The sequence below is a fragment of the Streptomyces sp. NPDC058469 genome (genome assembly GCF_042721125.1).
Taxonomy (GTDB): domain Bacteria; phylum Actinomycetota; class Actinomycetes; order Streptomycetales; family Streptomycetaceae; genus Streptomyces.
Genome location: NZ_JBHXME010000216.1, coordinates 1 through 15,406, shown reverse-complemented (window position 1 = coordinate 15,406; position 15,406 = coordinate 1). Strand labels below are relative to the sequence as shown.

Here is a 15,406-nt window from a genome sequence, read left to right as displayed (position 1 = left end):
GTGCGGGGGGTCGCGGGAGTGCTCTCGGTTTTGCCGGGCTCTGTGCTGTACGGCTGGGGGTCGTCACCGCGCTGACGTTGCCGTTGCTGGCGTGGCTGACGGATGTGTCGGTGGACGCGTCGCTGTCGGTGCTGGGGTTCGACGCGTTCGGTGCGGGGATCGAGTTGCACGGGCATCTGGGCATGGCGTTGGTGCTCGGTGCGGTGTGGGGTGCGGGGGCGGGGGGTGTCGGGGGGCTGCTCGCGTACGCGACCGGGGCTGCGGGGCGGCAGGCTTCGCGGCTGGCACTGGGTGACTTGGGGAAGGCGGTTCCGGTTCCTGGGTCGGGGTCAGGGTCAGGCTCGGGGTCGGGGTCGGATGCCTGGGCGCCGGGGCAGGCGGGCCAGCCGGGTCATCCCGAACATGCGCAGCCTGCGGGGGGCGCGGGACACGCAGGGCACCCGGAGACCTCAGGGGACTCGGGGCCCTACGTGCCGAGTTCGCCTTACCGCGCGCCGAACCCTGCGACCAACCCGTATCTGCAACTGCCCGACGAGCTACGGCAACCGGAGGACGGCGGGCCACCGCCGCCTGGTGGAGCCTGGCCTGGCCGGAAGCGGCCGGGGCAGGGGGGTGGGGCGGGGCCTGGGGGGTCGGGGCCGGGTGGTGCGGGGTTGCGTGGTTCGGGAACTGGCGGTGCGGGGCCTGGTGGTGGGGCTGGGTCCCGTGGACCAGGGTGGCCGCCGGACTCGGGCTCGCCTCAGGAGGGTGTGTGGCCGCCGGGTGCGCGGCCGCCGCAGGAAGGTGGTCGGCCGCCTTCCGGAGGCTCACGGCCCGGCAGTGCCCCTCAACCCCCGGGAAGCGCAGGGCAGTTCGGGACCGGCCCGGCGCCCGGAGCCGTAGGGCCCGGTGGAGTCGGTCCGTACCGCGGAAGCTCGCAGCCGCCCGGAGTCGTCCCGCCGGACGACGGCGCTCGCTCCTACGACGACCCGCAGTCGCCCGGCACCCCTCCGCCGCCCACCGACATGTACGGCGCTCCGACCATGGCCCAGTCCTACGAGCCGCCGTCCCGGCCGCCTCGGCGTCGACCCGGGCCACGTTCGCGGGACTGGCCGGAGGACGACTCGGACGGCGGGCAGCAACCTCCGCCACCTCCGCCACCGCCCCCTCCGGGGAGGCCCAAGGGACGCCGGTGAGCTTTCGTCGGTGCCCGGCGAACCGTGCCCGGCGCCGGACGGAGTGCGGGCGGTGGCGTCCCGACAGCCCAACGACCCCACACATAGCGCCCCACCCGTCCGGCCGTATCACCCGCGTCCGGCGCCGTACCAATTCCTCCTCGCCCGATGACCAGCCAACTCCCGATCGGCACCACACCCACCACGATCACATCAACACACCTTCCGACCGCCCCTCAGCCCACTCGCGACCACGCCCGGCCCACTCCTGACCACCACTCCGCCCCTCCGTGGTCGCCCCGTAAGATTCACGCCACCGACCCGACACCCACTGTTCCGTGTCCGCTGGGCGGACCTCTGCGGCATAAGGCACTCCGTGCCGGATACGGTGGGTGCATCATGAGCGCTTCGCAGACCTCTGACGTCCCCACTCTCCTCGTCAAGATCTTCGGCAAGGACAGGCCGGGCATCACGGCCGGACTCTTCGACACCCTCGCCGCCTACTCCGTCGACGTGGTCGACATCGAGCAGGTCGTCACGCGTGGCCGGATGGTGCTGTGCGCACTCGTGACGCCGCCGGCCGCCGGGCTCGAAGGGGATCTGCGGGCCACCGTGCACAGCTGGGCCGAGTCGATGAAGATGCAGGCGGAGATCATCTCCGGCCTCGGCGACAACCGGCCGCGCGGGCTGGGCCGTTCGCTCGTGACCGTGCTCGGCCATCCGCTCACCGCGGAGTCCACCGCCGCGATCGCCGCGCGTATCACCCTGGCCGGCGGCAACATCGACCGTATCTTCCGCCTCGCCAAGTACCCCGTGACAGCGGTCGAGTTCGCGGTGTCCGGCGTGGAGACCGAGCCCCTGCGCACCGCCCTCGTCACCCACGCGGCGACGTTCGGCGTCGACATCGCCGTCGTGGCGGCGGGGCTGCACCGGCGGGCCCAGCGTCTAGTCGTCATGGACGTCGACTCCACGCTCATCCAGGACGAGGTCATCGAACTCTTCGCCGCGCACGCCGGCTGCGAGGACGAGGTCGCCGAGGTGACCGCCGCCGCGATGCGCGGGGAGCTGGACTTCGAGCAGTCGCTGCACGCGCGCGTGGCGTTGCTGGAGGGGCTGGACGCCTCGGTCGTCGACAAGGTGCGCAGCGAGGTGCGCCTGACGCCGGGGGCCCGCACTCTCATCCGTACGCTCAAGCGGCTCGGCTATCAAGTCGGCGTCGTATCGGGCGGGTTCACCCAGGTCACCGACGACCTCAAGGACCGGCTCGGGCTCGACTTCGCCCAGGCCAACACGCTGGAGATCATCGACGGCAAGCTGACCGGCAAGGTCACCGGCGAGATCGTCGACCGCGCGGGCAAGGCACGGCTCCTGCGCCGCTTCGCCGCCGAGGCCGGCGTACCGCTCGCGCAGACCGTGGCGATCGGCGACGGCGCCAACGACCTGGACATGCTCAACGCGGCCGGTCTCGGTGTCGCCTTCAACGCGAAGCCGGTCGTACGGCAGGCCGCGCATACCGCGGTGAACGTGCCGTTCCTCGACACAGTGCTGTATCTGCTGGGCGTCACCCGCGAAGAGGTCGAGGCCGCGGACACGCACGACGAGGACTGATCCCGGACCAGGAGGCTCGATCCCGGACCGGCACAAGCACGAGAACACGGGACGAGGCCGATCTCGCGCCTACGCCAACCTTCAGGGGCCCGGCACCGCACGGTGCCGGGCCCCTTCTCGTGCACGGTCGCTGCGCTGCTCCGATTACTCCGACGGCGCCCAGTAGTCGTCCAGCGTGGCCACGCCCGGCTCCAGCGCCTTCCAGGAACCGGGGAAGGACAGCACGGCGAAGCCGGCGGCCGCGAATCCACGTTGCTTCAGCCACTCACGGGCCTCGGCGCTGCCCGTACCGCTCTCCGCATCGGGGAGGATCTCGGCCAGGCCCTGCACGCTCGGGTTGTGGCCGACGAGGACCACGTTCCGCGCGTCGTCCGGCGTCTCGTTCAGCACCGCGATCAGCTCGCCGGGCGAGGCCTCGTAGAGCCTCTCCTCGTAGACGGTTTTCGGCCGGTGCGCGAGTTCGTGGACGGCGAGCTTCCAGGTCTCTCTCGTCCGGACGGCGGTGGAGCAGAGGGCCAGATCGAAGGGGATGCCGGTGTCGGCCAGCCTGCTTCCGGCGGTGGCCGCGTCCAGGCGGCCCCGCTCAGCGAGCGGCCGCTCGTGATCGGTCACCTCGGGCCAGTCGGCTTTCGCATGCCGGAAGAGGATAATCCTGCGGGATTCTGCGACGCTCATGGGATCCAGCTTCGCATGAAACAGGCCATGGGGCGCAGGGAGTTGACGGGGCGGCTCCGCGGGTGCTCAGCGGGCTATGAGCTGCTGTACGCGCTCGAACAAATGGGTGATCATCGGGTCCGAGGCCGCCGCTTGCGCGTCCGTCGGGTTGAGCATCATCACGAGCAGCACGACGAACGCGAGGGCCGGCAGGGCGAGGGCCCACCACGGCAGCCTGATGTCGACGCCGCCCGTGGTCGCCGGGAGGGGCCGGGTGTGCGTAGGGGCCGACATGGATGCCTCCGCTGGTCTCCGAGTGGTCCGCGATCCGCTTCTCGCGGTCACACCTCGAAGTTACGGAACGCGCGGCCCCCAACCCATCCGGAGATCCACCCACTTGACCCTGAGCCTCACCCCCTAGGGGATGGTGGGGACAACCCCACCATCGGCCCGCGGAGGCACGTTCAAGGGCGCACGGTCACGGCGACGCGATCGTCGCGATGATGGCGATGACGATGAAGATGGCGAAGAACGAGCCGAAGACGAGGAGCATCTTCCTCTGGCCGTTCTGGGGGTTCGGGTCGAGCACTGGCATACGGCAAGTCTTGCACCCTTCGTCCGCACCTGATGCGCCGGGGTGAGGGCGGACGGAGTGAGGTCGGACCGGGTGAGGTCGGCCAGGGCCCGGGCGGGCTCAGCGGGCCGCCTCGTCCTCCACCGTACGGTTGCGGCCCGCGAGGACGCCGACGGCCATCTGCGGGATCATCAGGCCGGCCATGAGGGCGATCGGCAGTCCCCAGCCGCCGCTGTGCTGGTAGAGCACCCCGACCAGGAGCGGCCCCGGGATGGAGATCAGATACCCGGTGCTCTGCGCGAAGGCCGACAACTGGGCGACGCCCGCACCGGTCCTGGCCCGCATGCCGACCATCGTCAGGGCCAGCGGGAAGGAGCAGTTGGCGATGCCGAGCAGTACCGCCCAGGCCCAGGCGCCGCCGGCCGGCGCGAGGTACAGGCCCGCGTATCCGGCGAGGCCGCAGACGCCGAGGGCGATCACGATCGGGCCCTGCCGGGGCAGCCGGGTGGCCAGACGCGGGATGACGAAGGCCAGCGGCACGCCCATCACCATGGTGACGGCCAGGAGCAGCCCGGCGGTGCCCGCGGAGACCCCCGCGTCCCGGAAGATCTGCGCCATCCACCCCATCGTGATGTACGCGGCGGTGGCCTGGAGCCCGAAGAACACGGCGAGCGCCCAGGCGGTACGGCTGCGGGTGATCCGCAGCTCCGGCCGCGCCTGCCCGGCCTCCCGCGCGCGGGCTCGCGTCACCGTCGAAGTCCCGGGCGCGGGTGTCCCCTCGGCGCCTTCCCGCGCGCGGGAGGGCCGTTCCCCGGAGGGCGCCTCCCGGTGTCGTACGAGAGCGATCCACGGCAGTACGGCAGCGGCGGCCAGTGCTGCCCACACGGCGAGGCCGGAGCGCCAACTGCCGCCCAGGGCCTCGGTCATGGGCACGGTGACCGCGGCGGCGGAAGCGGTGCCGAGGGCCAGGGCCATCGAGTACAGGCCGGTCATGGAACCGACCCGGTCCGGGAACCAGCGCTTGACGATCACCGGCATCAGGACGTTGCTGACCGCGATGCCCATGAGCGCGAGCGCGCTGCCGACCAGGAAGCCGGCCGTACCGCCGATGTAGGGCCGTATGAGCAGGCCCGCGGTGATGAGGACCATGCCCGCGCAGACCACCGCGGCCGGGCCGAAGCGGCGGGCGAGGCGCGGAGCCATGACGCCGAAGACGGCGAAGCACAGCGCGGGCACGGAGGTGAGCAGTCCGGCGACGCTGCCGCTCATGCCGAGCCCGTCGCGGACCTCTTCGAGGAGGGCGCCGAGGCTGGTGATGGCGGGGCGGAGGTTCAGCGCGGCCATCACGATGCCGACGACGAGCAGACGCGCGGTCCACGCGCGTGTGGATGCTTTCTCGGTCGGCGCCGGGGAGTCGCTCGCGGCCGGGCCGCTGACGTTGCCGTTGCCGTTCGTCGTGGACTTCAGTGTCCGGGTTTCCTCGCTTGCCATGCCGCCCATCATAGAATGATGGGATGATTGGTTGTCCATCCCCGGGTGGCCCGCTCCCGCCCCGCACATGCGAAGGTGTGCCATGCCCCTGAGTCACCCCCGTCGATCGGCGCTGTCCGAGCAGGTCATCGCCGCGCTGCGGAACCAGATCACCTCGGGCGAGTGGCCGGTCGGCTCCCGGATCCCGACAGAGCCGGAGCTGGTCGAGCAGCTCGGGGTCGCCCGCAACACGGTCCGCGAGGCCGTCCGCGCGCTCGCGCACAACGGCCTGCTGGACATCCGCCAAGGCTCCGGGACGTACGTCGTGGCGACGAGCGAGCTGGCGGGCGTGATGCACCGCCGCTTCGCGGACGCCGACCCCCGGCACATCGCCGAACTGCGCTCCACGCTGGAGTCGTCGGCGGCGCAGCTGGCGGCCGAGCGGCGCACCGAGAAGGACCTCAAGCAGCTGGACGCCCTCCTCGTGCGGCGTGAGGAGGCCTGGGCCTCGGGCGACACGGAAGCCTTCGTGACGGCCGACGCGACCCTTCACATGGCCGTGGTGGCGGCCTCGCACAACGACGTCATGACGGCGATGTACGCCGACCTGGGCGAGGTGCTGCGGGAGTGGCTGCGCGCGGACGTCGGCGAGGCGCTGACTCCGGAGACGTACATGGACCACACGCGGCTGGTGGACGCGATCCGCGCGGGTGACGCGCAGGCGGCGGCCGAGGAGGCCGCGGGCTATCCGTTCGTGTGCCGCGCGGGGCGGTTCAACTCGCCCGCTTCTGGTGGCTGACCCACACCGCGCGGACGTCCTCCCAGCAGCGGCCGGTGAGCCGTACGGTCTGCGCCGGGCCGGCGTCGGTCGCGATGCCGTCGCTGTCGATGTCCCACCACCGATCGCACTCGATGTGCAGGCTGACGCGGTCGGTCCGGGGGTACGGATTGTGGCAGTACGCGATCACGTGCGAGCCGTGGACGGCGGTGCGGCAGTCGGCGCCGAACAGCTGGGGGGCGGCCGGTTTTCGGACCTCCACGCGTGCGTGGGGCATCGCCTCGTACGCCAGGGAGATGACGAGCGCAACGGCGACGGTCACTGAGGCCAGGCTGCGGGACAGACGCACAAGGGAAACCTCCTCGGCGGTGCTGGGGAGGGAATCGCGTGGTGAACGCGTAATCCAGGGTGCGCAGTTGTCCCCGGTCCCCGCCCGGCCGGAGGGGCCGAACGGGTGACACGGAAAGGGCCCGCACCGGTCGGGTGCGGGCCCTCGTTCGTGCTTCAGGCCTGGTGTTACGCGCCGATGGCGTGCAGGCCGCCGTCCACGTGGATGATCTCGCCGGTGGTCTTCGGGAACCAGTCGCTCAGGAGGGCGACGATGCCCTTGCCCGCGGGCTCCGGGTCCTTGAGGTCCCACTCCAGGGGGGAGCGGTTGTCCCACACGGAGGCCAGCTCGTCGAAGCCCGGGATGGACTTGGCGGCCATCGAGCCGAGCGGGCCCGCGGAGATGAGGTTGCAGCGGATGTTCTGCTTGCCCAGGTCACGGGCGAGGTAGCGGCTGGTGGCCTCCAGGGCGGCCTTGGCCGGGCCCATCCAGTCGTACTGGGGCCACGCGAAGGACGCGTCGAAGGTGAGGCCGACGACCGAGCCGCCGTTCTGCATGAGCGGCAGGCAGGCCATGGTCAGCGACTTCAGGGAGAACGCCGAGACGTGCATCGCCGTGGCGACGGACTCGAACGGCGTGTTGAGGAAGTTGCCGCCGAGCGCGTCCGGCGGCGCGAAGCCGATGGAGTGCACGACACCGTCCAGGCCGCCCAGTTCCTCGCCCACGACGTCGGCGACGCGCGCCAGGTGCTCGTCGTTGGTGACGTCGAGCTCGATGACCTTGGTGGGCTTGGGGAGCTTCTTGGCGATGCGCTCGGTCAGCGTGGGCCGCGGGAACGCGGTCAGGATGATCTCGGCGCCCTGCTCCTGGGCCTGCTTGGCGGCGTGGAAGGCGATGGAGGACTCCAGCAGCACACCGGAGATCAGGACGCGCTTGCCCTCGAGAATTCCGCTCATGGTGATCAGTGACCCATTCCAAGTCCGCCGTCAACAGGGATGACGGCTCCAGTGATGTACGAGGCGTCGTCCGAGGCGAGGAACCGCACCGTCGCGGCGACCTCCTCGGGCTGCGCGTAACGACCGAGCGGCACCTGCTTGATGATGGCCTCGCGCTGCTCGTCGGTGAGCGCCTTCGTCATGTCGGTGTCGACGAAACCGGGCGCGACGACGTTGAAGGTGATGTTGCGCGAGCCCAGCTCACGGGCGAGGGAGCGCGCGAAGCCCACCAGGGCGGCCTTGGAGGCGGCGTAGTTCGACTGACCGGGGCCGCCCATCAGGCCGACGACCGACGAGATCAGGACGACGCGGCCCTTCTTGGCGCGCAGCATGGCGCGGTTGGCACGCTTGACGACGCGGAAGGTGCCGGTGAGGTTGGTGTCGATGACCGAGGTGAAGTCCTCCTCGGACATGCGCATCAGGAGCTGGTCCTTCGTGACGCCGGCGTTGGCGATCAGGACCTCGACCGGGCCGTGCTCGGCCTCGATCTCCTTGTAGGCCTGCTCCACCTGCTCGGTGTCGGTGATGTCGCACTTCACGGCCAGGAAGCCGGCCGGCGGCTCACCCGAGCGATACGTGATGGCGACCTTGTCGCCGGCGTCGGCGAACGCACGGGCGATGGCGAGGCCGATGCCCCGGTTGCCTCCGGTGACGAGAACCGAGCGGCTCAACGGATCACCCTTTCGATAGCGGTCCTGCACGCCTGCCCGGTACACCTGGTCGACAGGCGGCTTTATCGAAAACCTATCGGTCCGCCCCGTCCGGCGGACAATCGGGCACCGACAGTGGCTTACGGGACTCACTGTCGGGTCCCTACAGAAAGTGCCGACGCAGCGCGGAAACGTGTGGTCCCCGCACCCGCTCGCGCGACATGATCGGACCCGACAGGCCACGACAGCAGGGAGACCTCCGTGCCTCATTCCATCGACGAAGCCTTCACGGCACTTCCGCTACGCGCCCTGGCCGACGCCGCGCTGGCACGCGCGCGTGCGCTCGGTGCCGAGCACGCGGACTTCCGGTTCGAGCGGGTGCGCAGCGCGTCCTGGCGGCTGCGGGACGCCCGGCCCTCCGGGACGTCGGACACCACCGACCTCGGGTACGCGGTGCGGGTCGTGCACGGCGGCACCTGGGGGTTCGCCTCGGGCGTGGACCTGAGCATGGACGCCGCCGCCAAGGTCGCCTCGCAGGCGGTGGCGATGGCGAAGCTCTCCGCCCAGGTGATCAAGGCGGCCGGGTCGGACGAGCGCGTCGAACTGGCCGCCGAGCCCGTGCACGAGGAGCGGACGTGGATCTCGTCGTACGAGATCGATCCGTTCTCGGTGCCCGACGAGGAGAAGGCGGGGCTGCTGGCAGAGTGGAGTGCCCGGCTGCTCGCGGCGGACGGTGTCAACCACGTGGACGCGTCGCTGCTCACCGTGCACGAGAACAAGTTCTACGCCGACACCTCCGGGACGGTGACCACACAGCAGCGCGTCCGGCTGCATCCGCAGCTGAACGCGGTGTCGGTCGACGAGTCGAGCGGTGAGTTCGACTCCATGCGCACCATCGCGCCGCCCGTGGGCCGCGGCTGGGAGTACCTGACGGGCACCGGCTGGGACTGGGACGAGGAACTGGCGCGGATCCCCGAGCTGCTCGCGGAGAAGATGCGGGCGCCGACCGTCGAGGCGGGCCTGTACGACCTCGTCGTCGACCCGTCCAACCTGTGGCTGACGATCCACGAGTCCATCGGCCACGCCACCGAACTGGACCGCGCGCTCGGCTACGAGGCCGCCTACGCCGGCACGTCCTTCGCCACCTTCGACAAGCTCGGCAAGCTGAAGTACGGCTCCGAGCGGATGAACGTCACCGGCGACCGCACCGCCGAGCACGGCCTCGCGACCATCGGCTACGACGACGAGGGCGTCGAGGGCCAGTCCTGGGACCTGGTCAAGGACGGCACCCTGGTCGGTTACCAACTCGACCGCCGCATCGCGAAGTTGACCGGCTTCGACCGCTCCAACGGCTGCGCGTACGCCGACTCCCCCGGCCATGTGCCGGTGCAGCGCATGGCCAACGTGTCGTTGCAGCCCGATCCGGCGGGGCTGTCCACGGAGGACCTGATCGGCGGGGTCGACCGCGGGATCTACGTGGTCGGCGACCGGTCGTGGTCGATCGACATGCAGCGCTACAACTTCCAGTTCACCGGGCAACGGTTCTTCAAGATCGAGAACGGGCGGATCACCGGGCAGCTGCGGGACGTCGCGTACCAGGCGACGACCACCGACTTCTGGGGGTCCATGGCGGCCGTCGGCGGTCCGCAGACGTACGTCCTGGGCGGCGCCTTCAACTGCGGCAAGGCCCAGCCGGGCCAGGTCGCCGCGGTCTCGCACGGCTGCCCGTCGGCCCTCTTCACCGGAGTCAACATCCTCAACACGACCCAGGAGGCCGGTCGATGAGCGTCGAGTCTCGTATCTGCTGGGGGTCCGGGGGCCCGCGGCGGCAGCCGCTGATGTTGCAGTCCCCGGGAAAGCACAGTCTCAACACCACGCAGGAGGCCGGTCGATGAGTCCTCGTACGAACAAGCCGCACGAGATCGTCGAGCGCGCCCTCGCACTGTCGCGGGCCGACGGCTGTGTCGTCATCGCCGACGAGCAGTCGACCGCCAACCTCCGCTGGGCGGGCAACGCCCTGACCACGAACGGCGTCACGCGCGGGCGCACGCTCACCGTCATCGCGACCGTCGACGGCAAGGAGGGCACCGCCTCGGGGGTCGTGTCCCGCTCAGCCGTCACCCCGGAGGAGCTGGAGCCGCTGGTGCGGGCGGCCGAGGCCGCCGCGCGCGGTGCCGCGGCCGCCGAGGACGCGCAGCCGCTGGTCACGGGCGTACCGGAGTCGCCCAACTTCACGGACGCGCCCGGCGAGACCTCGTCCTCCGTGTTCGCCGACTTCGCGCCGGCGCTCGGCGAATCGTTCGCACGCGCGCGTGCGGGCGGTCGCGAGCTGTACGGCTTCGCCAACCACGAGCTGGTCACCAGCTACCTGGGTACGTCGACGGGGCTGCGCCTGCGCCACGACCAGCCCAACGGGACGCTGGAGCTGAACGCCAAGTCCCCGGACCGTACGCGCTCGGCCTGGGCCGGCCGCTCGACCCGGGACTTCAAGGACGTCGACCCGGCCGCGCTGGACGCCGAGTTGGCCGTACGACTGGGCTGGGCGGAGCGGAAGATCCAGTTGCCCGCGGGCCGGTACGAGACACTGCTGCCGCCGACCGCGGTCGCGGACCTGCTGATCTACCAGATGTGGTCGGCGTCGGGCCGGGACGCGGTCGAGGGCCGCACGGTGTTCTCCAAGCCCGGCGGCGGCACCCGCGTCGGCGAGAAGCTCACCGAACTGCCGCTGTCGCTGCGCAGCGACCCGAACGAACCGGGCCTGGAATCCGCACCGTTCGTGCTCGCGCACACCTCCGGGGGCGACCAGTCGGTGTTCGACAACGGGCTGCCGCTGACCGCCACCGACTGGGTGCGCGAGGGCGAGTTGCAGCACCTGCTGACCAGCCGGCACAGCGCGGGCCTGACCGGGCTGCCGGTCGCGCCGTCGATCGACAACCTGATCCTGAGCGGGGGCGAGGACCGCTCCCTGGAGGAGATGGTCGCGAACACCGAGCGCGGGCTGCTGCTGACCTGCCTCTGGTACATCCGCGAGGTCGACCCGGCGACGCTGCTGCTGACCGGGCTGACCCGGGACGGCGTCTATCTCGTCGAGAACGGCGAGGTGGCGGGCGAGGTGAACAACTTCCGGTTCAACGAGTCGCCGGTGGATCTGCTGGGGCGGGCGACCGAGGCGGGGCGGACCGAAAAGACTTTGCCGCGCGAGTGGAGCGATTGGTTCACTCGGGCCGCGATGCCCGCGCTGCGGGTGCCGGACTTCAATATGAGCTCTGTCAGTCAGGGCGTATAACCTCGTACCTGATTCACGAGACCATCCCAAGGAGATACGAGAACCGTGACGGACATCGTCGACGAGCTGAAGTGGCGGGGCCTGTTCGCCCTGTCCACTGACGAAGATGCTTTGCGCAAGGCGCTCGCGGACGGTCCCGTCACGTTCTATTGCGGTTTCGACCCGACCGCGCCGTCGCTGCACCTGGGCCACCTGGTGCAGGTGCTCACCGTGCGCCGGCTCCAGCAGGCCGGGCACCGGCCGCTGGCGCTGGTCGGCGGGGCCACGGGCCAGATCGGCGACCCCCGCCCGACGGCGGAGCGCACGCTGAACGACCCGGAGACGGTCGCCGGCTGGGTCCAGAAACTGCGCCGCCAGATCGAGCCGTTCCTGTCCTTCGAGGGCGAGAACGCCGCGGTCATGGTCAACAACCTCGACTGGACGGCGAACCTCTCCGCGATCGAGTTCCTGCGCGACATCGGCAAGCACTTCCGCGTGAACAAGATGCTGGCGAAGGACTCGGTCGCCAAGCGTCTGGACTCCGAACAGGGCATCAGCTACACGGAGTTCAGCTACCAGATCCTCCAGGGCATGGACTTCCTCCAGCTCTACCGGAGGCACGGCTGCACACTCCAGCAGGGCGGCAGCGACCAGTGGGGCAACCTCACGGCGGGCCTCGACCTGATCCACCGCCTGGAGCCGGACGCCACGGTGCACGCCTACGGCACGCCGCTGATGACCAAGGCCGACGGCACGAAGTTCAGCAAGTCCGAAGGCACCGCCATCTGGCTCGACCCGGAGATGACCACGCCGTACGCGTTCTACCAGTTCTGGCTGAACACCGACGACCGGGACATCTCCACGTACGCGCGCATGTTGTCCTTCAAGCCCCGCGAGGAGCTTGAGGAGTTGGAGAGGCAGACCGAGGAGCGTCCGCAGGCCCGCGCCGCCCAGCGCGCGCTCGCCGAGGAGCTGACGACGCTGGTGCACGGTGCCGAGCAGACGGGCGCCGTGACCGCCGCGTCCAGGGCCCTCTTCGGACAGGGCGAGCTGGCGGACCTCGACGAGAGGACGCTGGCCGCGTCCCTCTCCGAGGTGCCGCACGTCCAGGTCGCCGAGCTCGGCCCGGTCGTCGACCTGTTCGCCGAGGTCGGCCTGGTGGCGAGCAAGTCAGCTGCGCGGCGGACCGTGAAGGAGGGCGGGGCCTACGTGAACAACGTGAAGGTCGCCGCGGAGGATGCCGTGCCGGCGAAGGAAGATCTCCTGCACGGGCGGTGGCTGGTGCTGCGGCGCGGTAAGAAGAACCTGGCCGCCGTCGAAGTGACTGGAGCGTAAACGCCGTAGGGGCGCGGGTCCTGTGCGGTCTGCCGGTTCATTGTGGCTGATCGCGCAGGAGCCGCGCCCCTACGGGGCACGCTGTCCCTCAGGCTCTCTGTTTGTTCTTGCCGATCGTCGCCATGTACGCCATGTCGACGACGAAGACGATGATGACCGCGGCGACGAGCTGGAACGCGTGGCGGCTCCAGTCGATGCCGCTGGTCGCGTCGACGCCGGCCGCCCGTGCGATCGCGTTGCCGACGATGGCGCCGAGAATGCCGCAGATGGTGGTCAGCCAGAGAGGACTGTGCTGCTTGCCCGGGATGATCGCCTTCGCGATCAGGCCCAGCACGAATCCCACGATGATCGCCCACAACCAACCCATGGCTGCCTCCTTGTACGGCTCGACGTGAGCATTACGCCAAGTGTGGGTCCGGTCGCTGTACGGCGCATGTCGGGTGCGGCCATACGCGCTACGGCGCAGTTCGTTCGCCCAGGCCGGAGATGCCCCGGTCTCGAAGGCGACGCAGGCGCGGCGTAACCTGGGACGTGTCGGGGCCCGGTTCCCGGATCGGGTGCGAACCGGGGTTGCGAGCCGGGGAGAGTCCGATGCGGGCGGACGGTGGAATGTGATGCGGAAGCTGCACGGCGAAGGCAAGGCCCAGGTGTTCCGGATCACCGGAGCCCGGACGGGACTCGCGGAGGACATCCGCGGTCGGCAGCGCCGGTACGTCATCTCGATGTCGGTCCGTACGGTGTCGGTGATCCTGGCCGTCGCTCTGTGGAACGTCGAACGGCACGTCGCGATCGCCGCGTTGGTGCTCGGGGTGCTTCTTCCCTATGTCGCCGTCGTGATCGCGAACGCCGGGCGGGAGAACGCGCCGGGGCTTCCGTCCACGTTCGTCACCACACCGCTGCGGCCGATGATCACACCGCCGAGGTCGGACGAGACGTTCACGGAACCCGTCCCGGAAGAGGTCGCGCCCGAGCCGGTACCCGGTGCGGGAGGCGAACCGTACGACCGGTCGTGACCATGGCGAACGCGCCAGAACCGGACGTCGGCTCCGCACCAAGCTCAAGAAAAGCTCAGATCAATCATGTTGTTCCGGTGCCGGGCGACCGGTCTCCCGTGACATACTTCGTACGCGCTCCGCATCCCCCGTCGGAGCGACGGACCGACGCCGGGCAGCTCCCCCCGTGGCTGCTCGGCGTCGCCTTTGTCAGCGCATCTGTGAGACGAAATTCCGTGGGTTCCCGTGAGTGACGAGACGCCGATCTGCTCCGCGAAGGGCTGCCGCGCCGACGCCGTGTGGGTGCTCGCGTGGAACAACCCGAAGATCCATACGCCGGAGCGCCGCAAGACGTGGCTCGCGTGCGAGGAGCATCGCGAGCATCTGTCCCAGTTCCTCGGTGTGCGGGGGTTCTTGAAGGACGTCGTCAAGTTCGAGGACTGGGAAGAGCCCGGGGTCTCCTAACTTCCGCGGTCTTCTGGGTTCCGCGATTGCGCCGCTACGGCCGGCTCAGCCGCCGATCGCCGACATCGGCCGGTCCGGCTGCAGGAACGACGGGTCGTCCAGGCCCGAGCCCGCCTTCTTGCCCCACATCGCCTGGCGCCAGATGCGGGCGATCTCCTCGTCCGGGGCGTCGGAGCGCAGGGCGGTGCGGAGGCTGGTCTCCTCGCGGGCGAACAGGCAGTTGCGTATCTGGCCGTCGGCGGTGAGGCGGGTGCGGTCGCAGGCCGCGCAGAACGGGCGGGTGACCGAGGCTATGACGCCCACGCGGTGCGGGCCGCCGTCCACGATCCAGCGCTCGGCCGGGGCGGAGCCGCGCTCGTCGGAGCCTTCGGGGGCCAGCTCGAAGCGGGTGCGCAGGGAGGTGAGGATGTCGCCGGCCGTGACCATGCCGTCGCGCTTCCAGCCGTGCTGGGCGTCCAGGGGCATCTGCTCGATGAAGCGCAGTTCGTAGTCGTGCTCCACGGCCCAGGCCAGCAGGTCAGGGGCCTCGTCGGCGTTGAGTCCCGGCATCAGCACCGAGTTGATCTTCACCGGGGTCAGGCCCGCGTCGTGGGCTGCTTCCAGGCCCGCGAGGACGTCCTTGAGGCGGTCGCGGCGGGTGAGGGTCTTGAAGACGTCGGGGCGCAGGGTGTCCAGGGAGACGTTGACCCGGTCCAGGCCCGCCGCCTTCAGGGCGGTCGCCGTGCGCTTGAGGCCGATGCCGTTGGTGGTCAGGGACATCTGGGGGCGGGGCTTCAAGGCCGCGACCCGCTCGACGATGCCGACCAGGCCGGGGCGCAGCAGGGGCTCGCCGCCGGTGAAGCGGACCTCCTCGATACCGAGGGAGGTGACCGCGATGTCAATCAGGCGGACGATCTCGTCGTCCGTGAGGAGATCGGGCTTCGCCAGCCACTGCAGGCCTTCCTCGGGCATGCAGTACGTACACCGGAGATTGCACCGGTCGGTCAGCGAAACCCGCAGGTCGGTGGCTACTCGGCCATAGGTGTCGATGAGCATGTGTGGCCCCCTCCCTCGATTCGGATCGCATATTTTCCGACATCGTCGAGCCTACGCGACACCTCTGACAACGAGAGCGGCCCGATCCCACGAGGTACGACAC

Annotated in this window: 17 protein-coding genes; 8 read left to right on the top strand and 9 right to left on the bottom strand. The window is 70.3% G+C overall.

Annotated elements, in window-relative coordinates:
• Both ACFWP5_RS47585 and serB read left to right on the top strand, forming a co-directional pair.
• Nucleotides 1-1,175: streptophobe family protein (locus tag ACFWP5_RS47585; protein WP_384172062.1), on the top strand; the 1,175-nt coding region annotated here is incomplete at its 5' end.
• A 378-nt stretch (nucleotides 1,176-1,553) separates the two neighbouring features.
• Nucleotides 1,554-2,762 (top strand): phosphoserine phosphatase SerB, encoded by a 1,209-nt coding sequence (gene serB, locus ACFWP5_RS47580; protein ID WP_384172059.1) that lies wholly within the window; start codon nucleotides 1,554-1,556, stop codon nucleotides 2,760-2,762.
• A gap of 144 nt (nucleotides 2,763-2,906) precedes the next feature.
• Here serB and ACFWP5_RS47575 read toward each other — a convergent pair whose 3' ends face one another.
• The 4 genes from ACFWP5_RS47575 to ACFWP5_RS47560 all read right to left on the bottom strand — a co-directional run bounded on the left by ACFWP5_RS47575 (nucleotide 2,907) and on the right by ACFWP5_RS47560 (nucleotide 5,481).
• A complete protein-coding gene (locus ACFWP5_RS47575) occupies nucleotides 2,907-3,437 on the bottom strand; it encodes a SixA phosphatase family protein (protein ID WP_384172056.1) in 531 nt (176 codons plus the stop codon).
• Nucleotides 3,438-3,503: 66 nt separating this feature from the next.
• The gene (locus ACFWP5_RS47570) at nucleotides 3,504-3,710 is read right to left on the bottom strand and encodes a hypothetical protein (protein WP_384172054.1); all 207 of its coding nucleotides are present in this window, start codon (nucleotides 3,708-3,710) and stop codon (nucleotides 3,504-3,506) included.
• 184 nt (nucleotides 3,711-3,894) lie between these two features.
• On the bottom strand, nucleotides 3,895-4,011 hold the full coding sequence (locus tag ACFWP5_RS47565) for an SGM_5486 family transporter-associated protein (protein WP_086021959.1): 117 nt from the start codon (nucleotides 4,009-4,011) through the stop codon (nucleotides 3,895-3,897).
• A gap of 99 nt (nucleotides 4,012-4,110) precedes the next feature.
• Complete coding sequence (locus ACFWP5_RS47560; protein WP_384172051.1) at nucleotides 4,111-5,481, bottom strand: CynX/NimT family MFS transporter; 1,371 nt, start codon at nucleotides 5,479-5,481, stop codon at nucleotides 4,111-4,113.
• Between the two features lie 82 nt (nucleotides 5,482-5,563).
• On the opposite strand from ACFWP5_RS47560, the gene ACFWP5_RS47555 reads away from it, so the two are divergent.
• Complete coding sequence (locus ACFWP5_RS47555; protein WP_384172048.1) at nucleotides 5,564-6,259, top strand: FadR/GntR family transcriptional regulator; 696 nt, start codon at nucleotides 5,564-5,566, stop codon at nucleotides 6,257-6,259.
• Here ACFWP5_RS47555 and ACFWP5_RS47550 read toward each other — a convergent pair.
• The 3 genes from ACFWP5_RS47550 to fabG form a co-directional block, all read right to left on the bottom strand.
• Nucleotides 6,234-6,587: a hypothetical protein gene (locus ACFWP5_RS47550; RefSeq protein WP_384172045.1), complete on the bottom strand. Its 354-nt coding sequence runs from the start codon at nucleotides 6,585-6,587 to the stop codon at nucleotides 6,234-6,236. The genes ACFWP5_RS47555 and ACFWP5_RS47550 overlap by 26 nt on opposite strands.
• Before the next feature lie 167 nt (nucleotides 6,588-6,754).
• On the bottom strand, nucleotides 6,755-7,522 hold the full coding sequence (gene fabI / locus ACFWP5_RS47545; RefSeq protein WP_384172042.1) for an enoyl-ACP reductase FabI: 768 nt from the start codon (nucleotides 7,520-7,522) through the stop codon (nucleotides 6,755-6,757).
• A 5-nt stretch (nucleotides 7,523-7,527) separates the two neighbouring features.
• A complete protein-coding gene (fabG, locus tag ACFWP5_RS47540) occupies nucleotides 7,528-8,232 on the bottom strand; it encodes a 3-oxoacyl-[acyl-carrier-protein] reductase (protein ID WP_384172039.1) in 705 nt (234 codons plus the stop codon).
• A 240-nt stretch (nucleotides 8,233-8,472) separates the two neighbouring features.
• On the opposite strand from fabG, the gene ACFWP5_RS47535 reads away from it, so the two are divergent.
• The 3 genes from ACFWP5_RS47535 (at nucleotide 8,473) to tyrS (ending at nucleotide 12,811) form a co-directional block, all read left to right on the top strand.
• The gene (locus ACFWP5_RS47535; protein WP_384172036.1) at nucleotides 8,473-9,996 is read left to right on the top strand and encodes a TldD/PmbA family protein; all 1,524 of its coding nucleotides are present in this window, start codon (nucleotides 8,473-8,475) and stop codon (nucleotides 9,994-9,996) included.
• Between the two features lie 106 nt (nucleotides 9,997-10,102).
• Entirely contained in the window at nucleotides 10,103-11,497 is a 1,395-nt protein-coding gene (locus ACFWP5_RS47530) for a metallopeptidase TldD-related protein (RefSeq protein WP_384172033.1), read from the top strand.
• A gap of 45 nt (nucleotides 11,498-11,542) precedes the next feature.
• Entirely contained in the window at nucleotides 11,543-12,811 is a 1,269-nt protein-coding gene (tyrS, locus tag ACFWP5_RS47525) for a tyrosine--tRNA ligase (protein WP_384172030.1), read from the top strand.
• Nucleotides 12,812-12,899: 88 nt separating this feature from the next.
• Here tyrS and ACFWP5_RS47520 read toward each other — a convergent pair whose 3' ends face one another.
• Complete coding sequence (locus ACFWP5_RS47520; protein WP_019060682.1) at nucleotides 12,900-13,178, bottom strand: GlsB/YeaQ/YmgE family stress response membrane protein; 279 nt, start codon at nucleotides 13,176-13,178, stop codon at nucleotides 12,900-12,902.
• 247 nt (nucleotides 13,179-13,425) lie between these two features.
• On the opposite strand from ACFWP5_RS47520, the gene ACFWP5_RS47515 reads away from it, so the two are divergent.
• Both ACFWP5_RS47515 and ACFWP5_RS47510 read left to right on the top strand, forming a co-directional pair.
• Entirely contained in the window at nucleotides 13,426-13,824 is a 399-nt protein-coding gene (locus ACFWP5_RS47515; RefSeq protein WP_384172027.1) for a DUF3099 domain-containing protein, read from the top strand.
• Between the two features lie 225 nt (nucleotides 13,825-14,049).
• Nucleotides 14,050-14,268, top strand: coding sequence for a hypothetical protein (locus tag ACFWP5_RS47510; protein WP_384172025.1), 219 nt, complete (start codon nucleotides 14,050-14,052; stop codon nucleotides 14,266-14,268).
• 45 nt (nucleotides 14,269-14,313) lie between these two features.
• On the opposite strand, the gene moaA is transcribed toward ACFWP5_RS47510, so the two are convergent.
• Nucleotides 14,314-15,303, bottom strand: coding sequence for a GTP 3',8-cyclase MoaA (gene moaA / locus ACFWP5_RS47505; protein ID WP_384172023.1), 990 nt, complete (start codon nucleotides 15,301-15,303; stop codon nucleotides 14,314-14,316).
• Between the last annotated feature and the right edge of the window lie 103 nt (nucleotides 15,304-15,406).

What these genes read in the sequence shown, in the direction of transcription:
- serB (WP_384172059.1), top strand. Translation starts at nt 1,554, where the DNA reads ATGAGCGCTTCGCAGACCTCTGACGTCCCCACTCTCCTCGTCAAGATC.
- ACFWP5_RS47575 (WP_384172056.1), bottom strand. Translation starts at nt 3,437, where the DNA reads ATGAGCGTCGCAGAATCCCGCAGGATTATCCTCTTCCGGCATGCGAAA.
- ACFWP5_RS47570 (WP_384172054.1), bottom strand. Translation starts at nt 3,710, where the DNA reads ATGTCGGCCCCTACGCACACCCGGCCCCTCCCGGCGACCACGGGCGGC.
- ACFWP5_RS47565 (WP_086021959.1), bottom strand. Translation starts at nt 4,011, where the DNA reads ATGCCAGTGCTCGACCCGAACCCCCAGAACGGCCAGAGGAAGATGCTC.
- ACFWP5_RS47560 (WP_384172051.1), bottom strand. Translation starts at nt 5,481, where the DNA reads ATGGCAAGCGAGGAAACCCGGACACTGAAGTCCACGACGAACGGCAAC.
- ACFWP5_RS47555 (WP_384172048.1), top strand. Translation starts at nt 5,564, where the DNA reads ATGCCCCTGAGTCACCCCCGTCGATCGGCGCTGTCCGAGCAGGTCATC.
- fabI (WP_384172042.1), bottom strand. Translation starts at nt 7,522, where the DNA reads ATGAGCGGAATTCTCGAGGGCAAGCGCGTCCTGATCTCCGGTGTGCTG.
- ACFWP5_RS47530 (WP_384172033.1), top strand. Translation starts at nt 10,103, where the DNA reads ATGAGTCCTCGTACGAACAAGCCGCACGAGATCGTCGAGCGCGCCCTC.
- ACFWP5_RS47520 (WP_019060682.1), bottom strand. Translation starts at nt 13,178, where the DNA reads ATGGGTTGGTTGTGGGCGATCATCGTGGGATTCGTGCTGGGCCTGATC.
- ACFWP5_RS47515 (WP_384172027.1), top strand. Translation starts at nt 13,426, where the DNA reads ATGCGGAAGCTGCACGGCGAAGGCAAGGCCCAGGTGTTCCGGATCACC.
- moaA (WP_384172023.1), bottom strand. Translation starts at nt 15,303, where the DNA reads ATGCTCATCGACACCTATGGCCGAGTAGCCACCGACCTGCGGGTTTCG.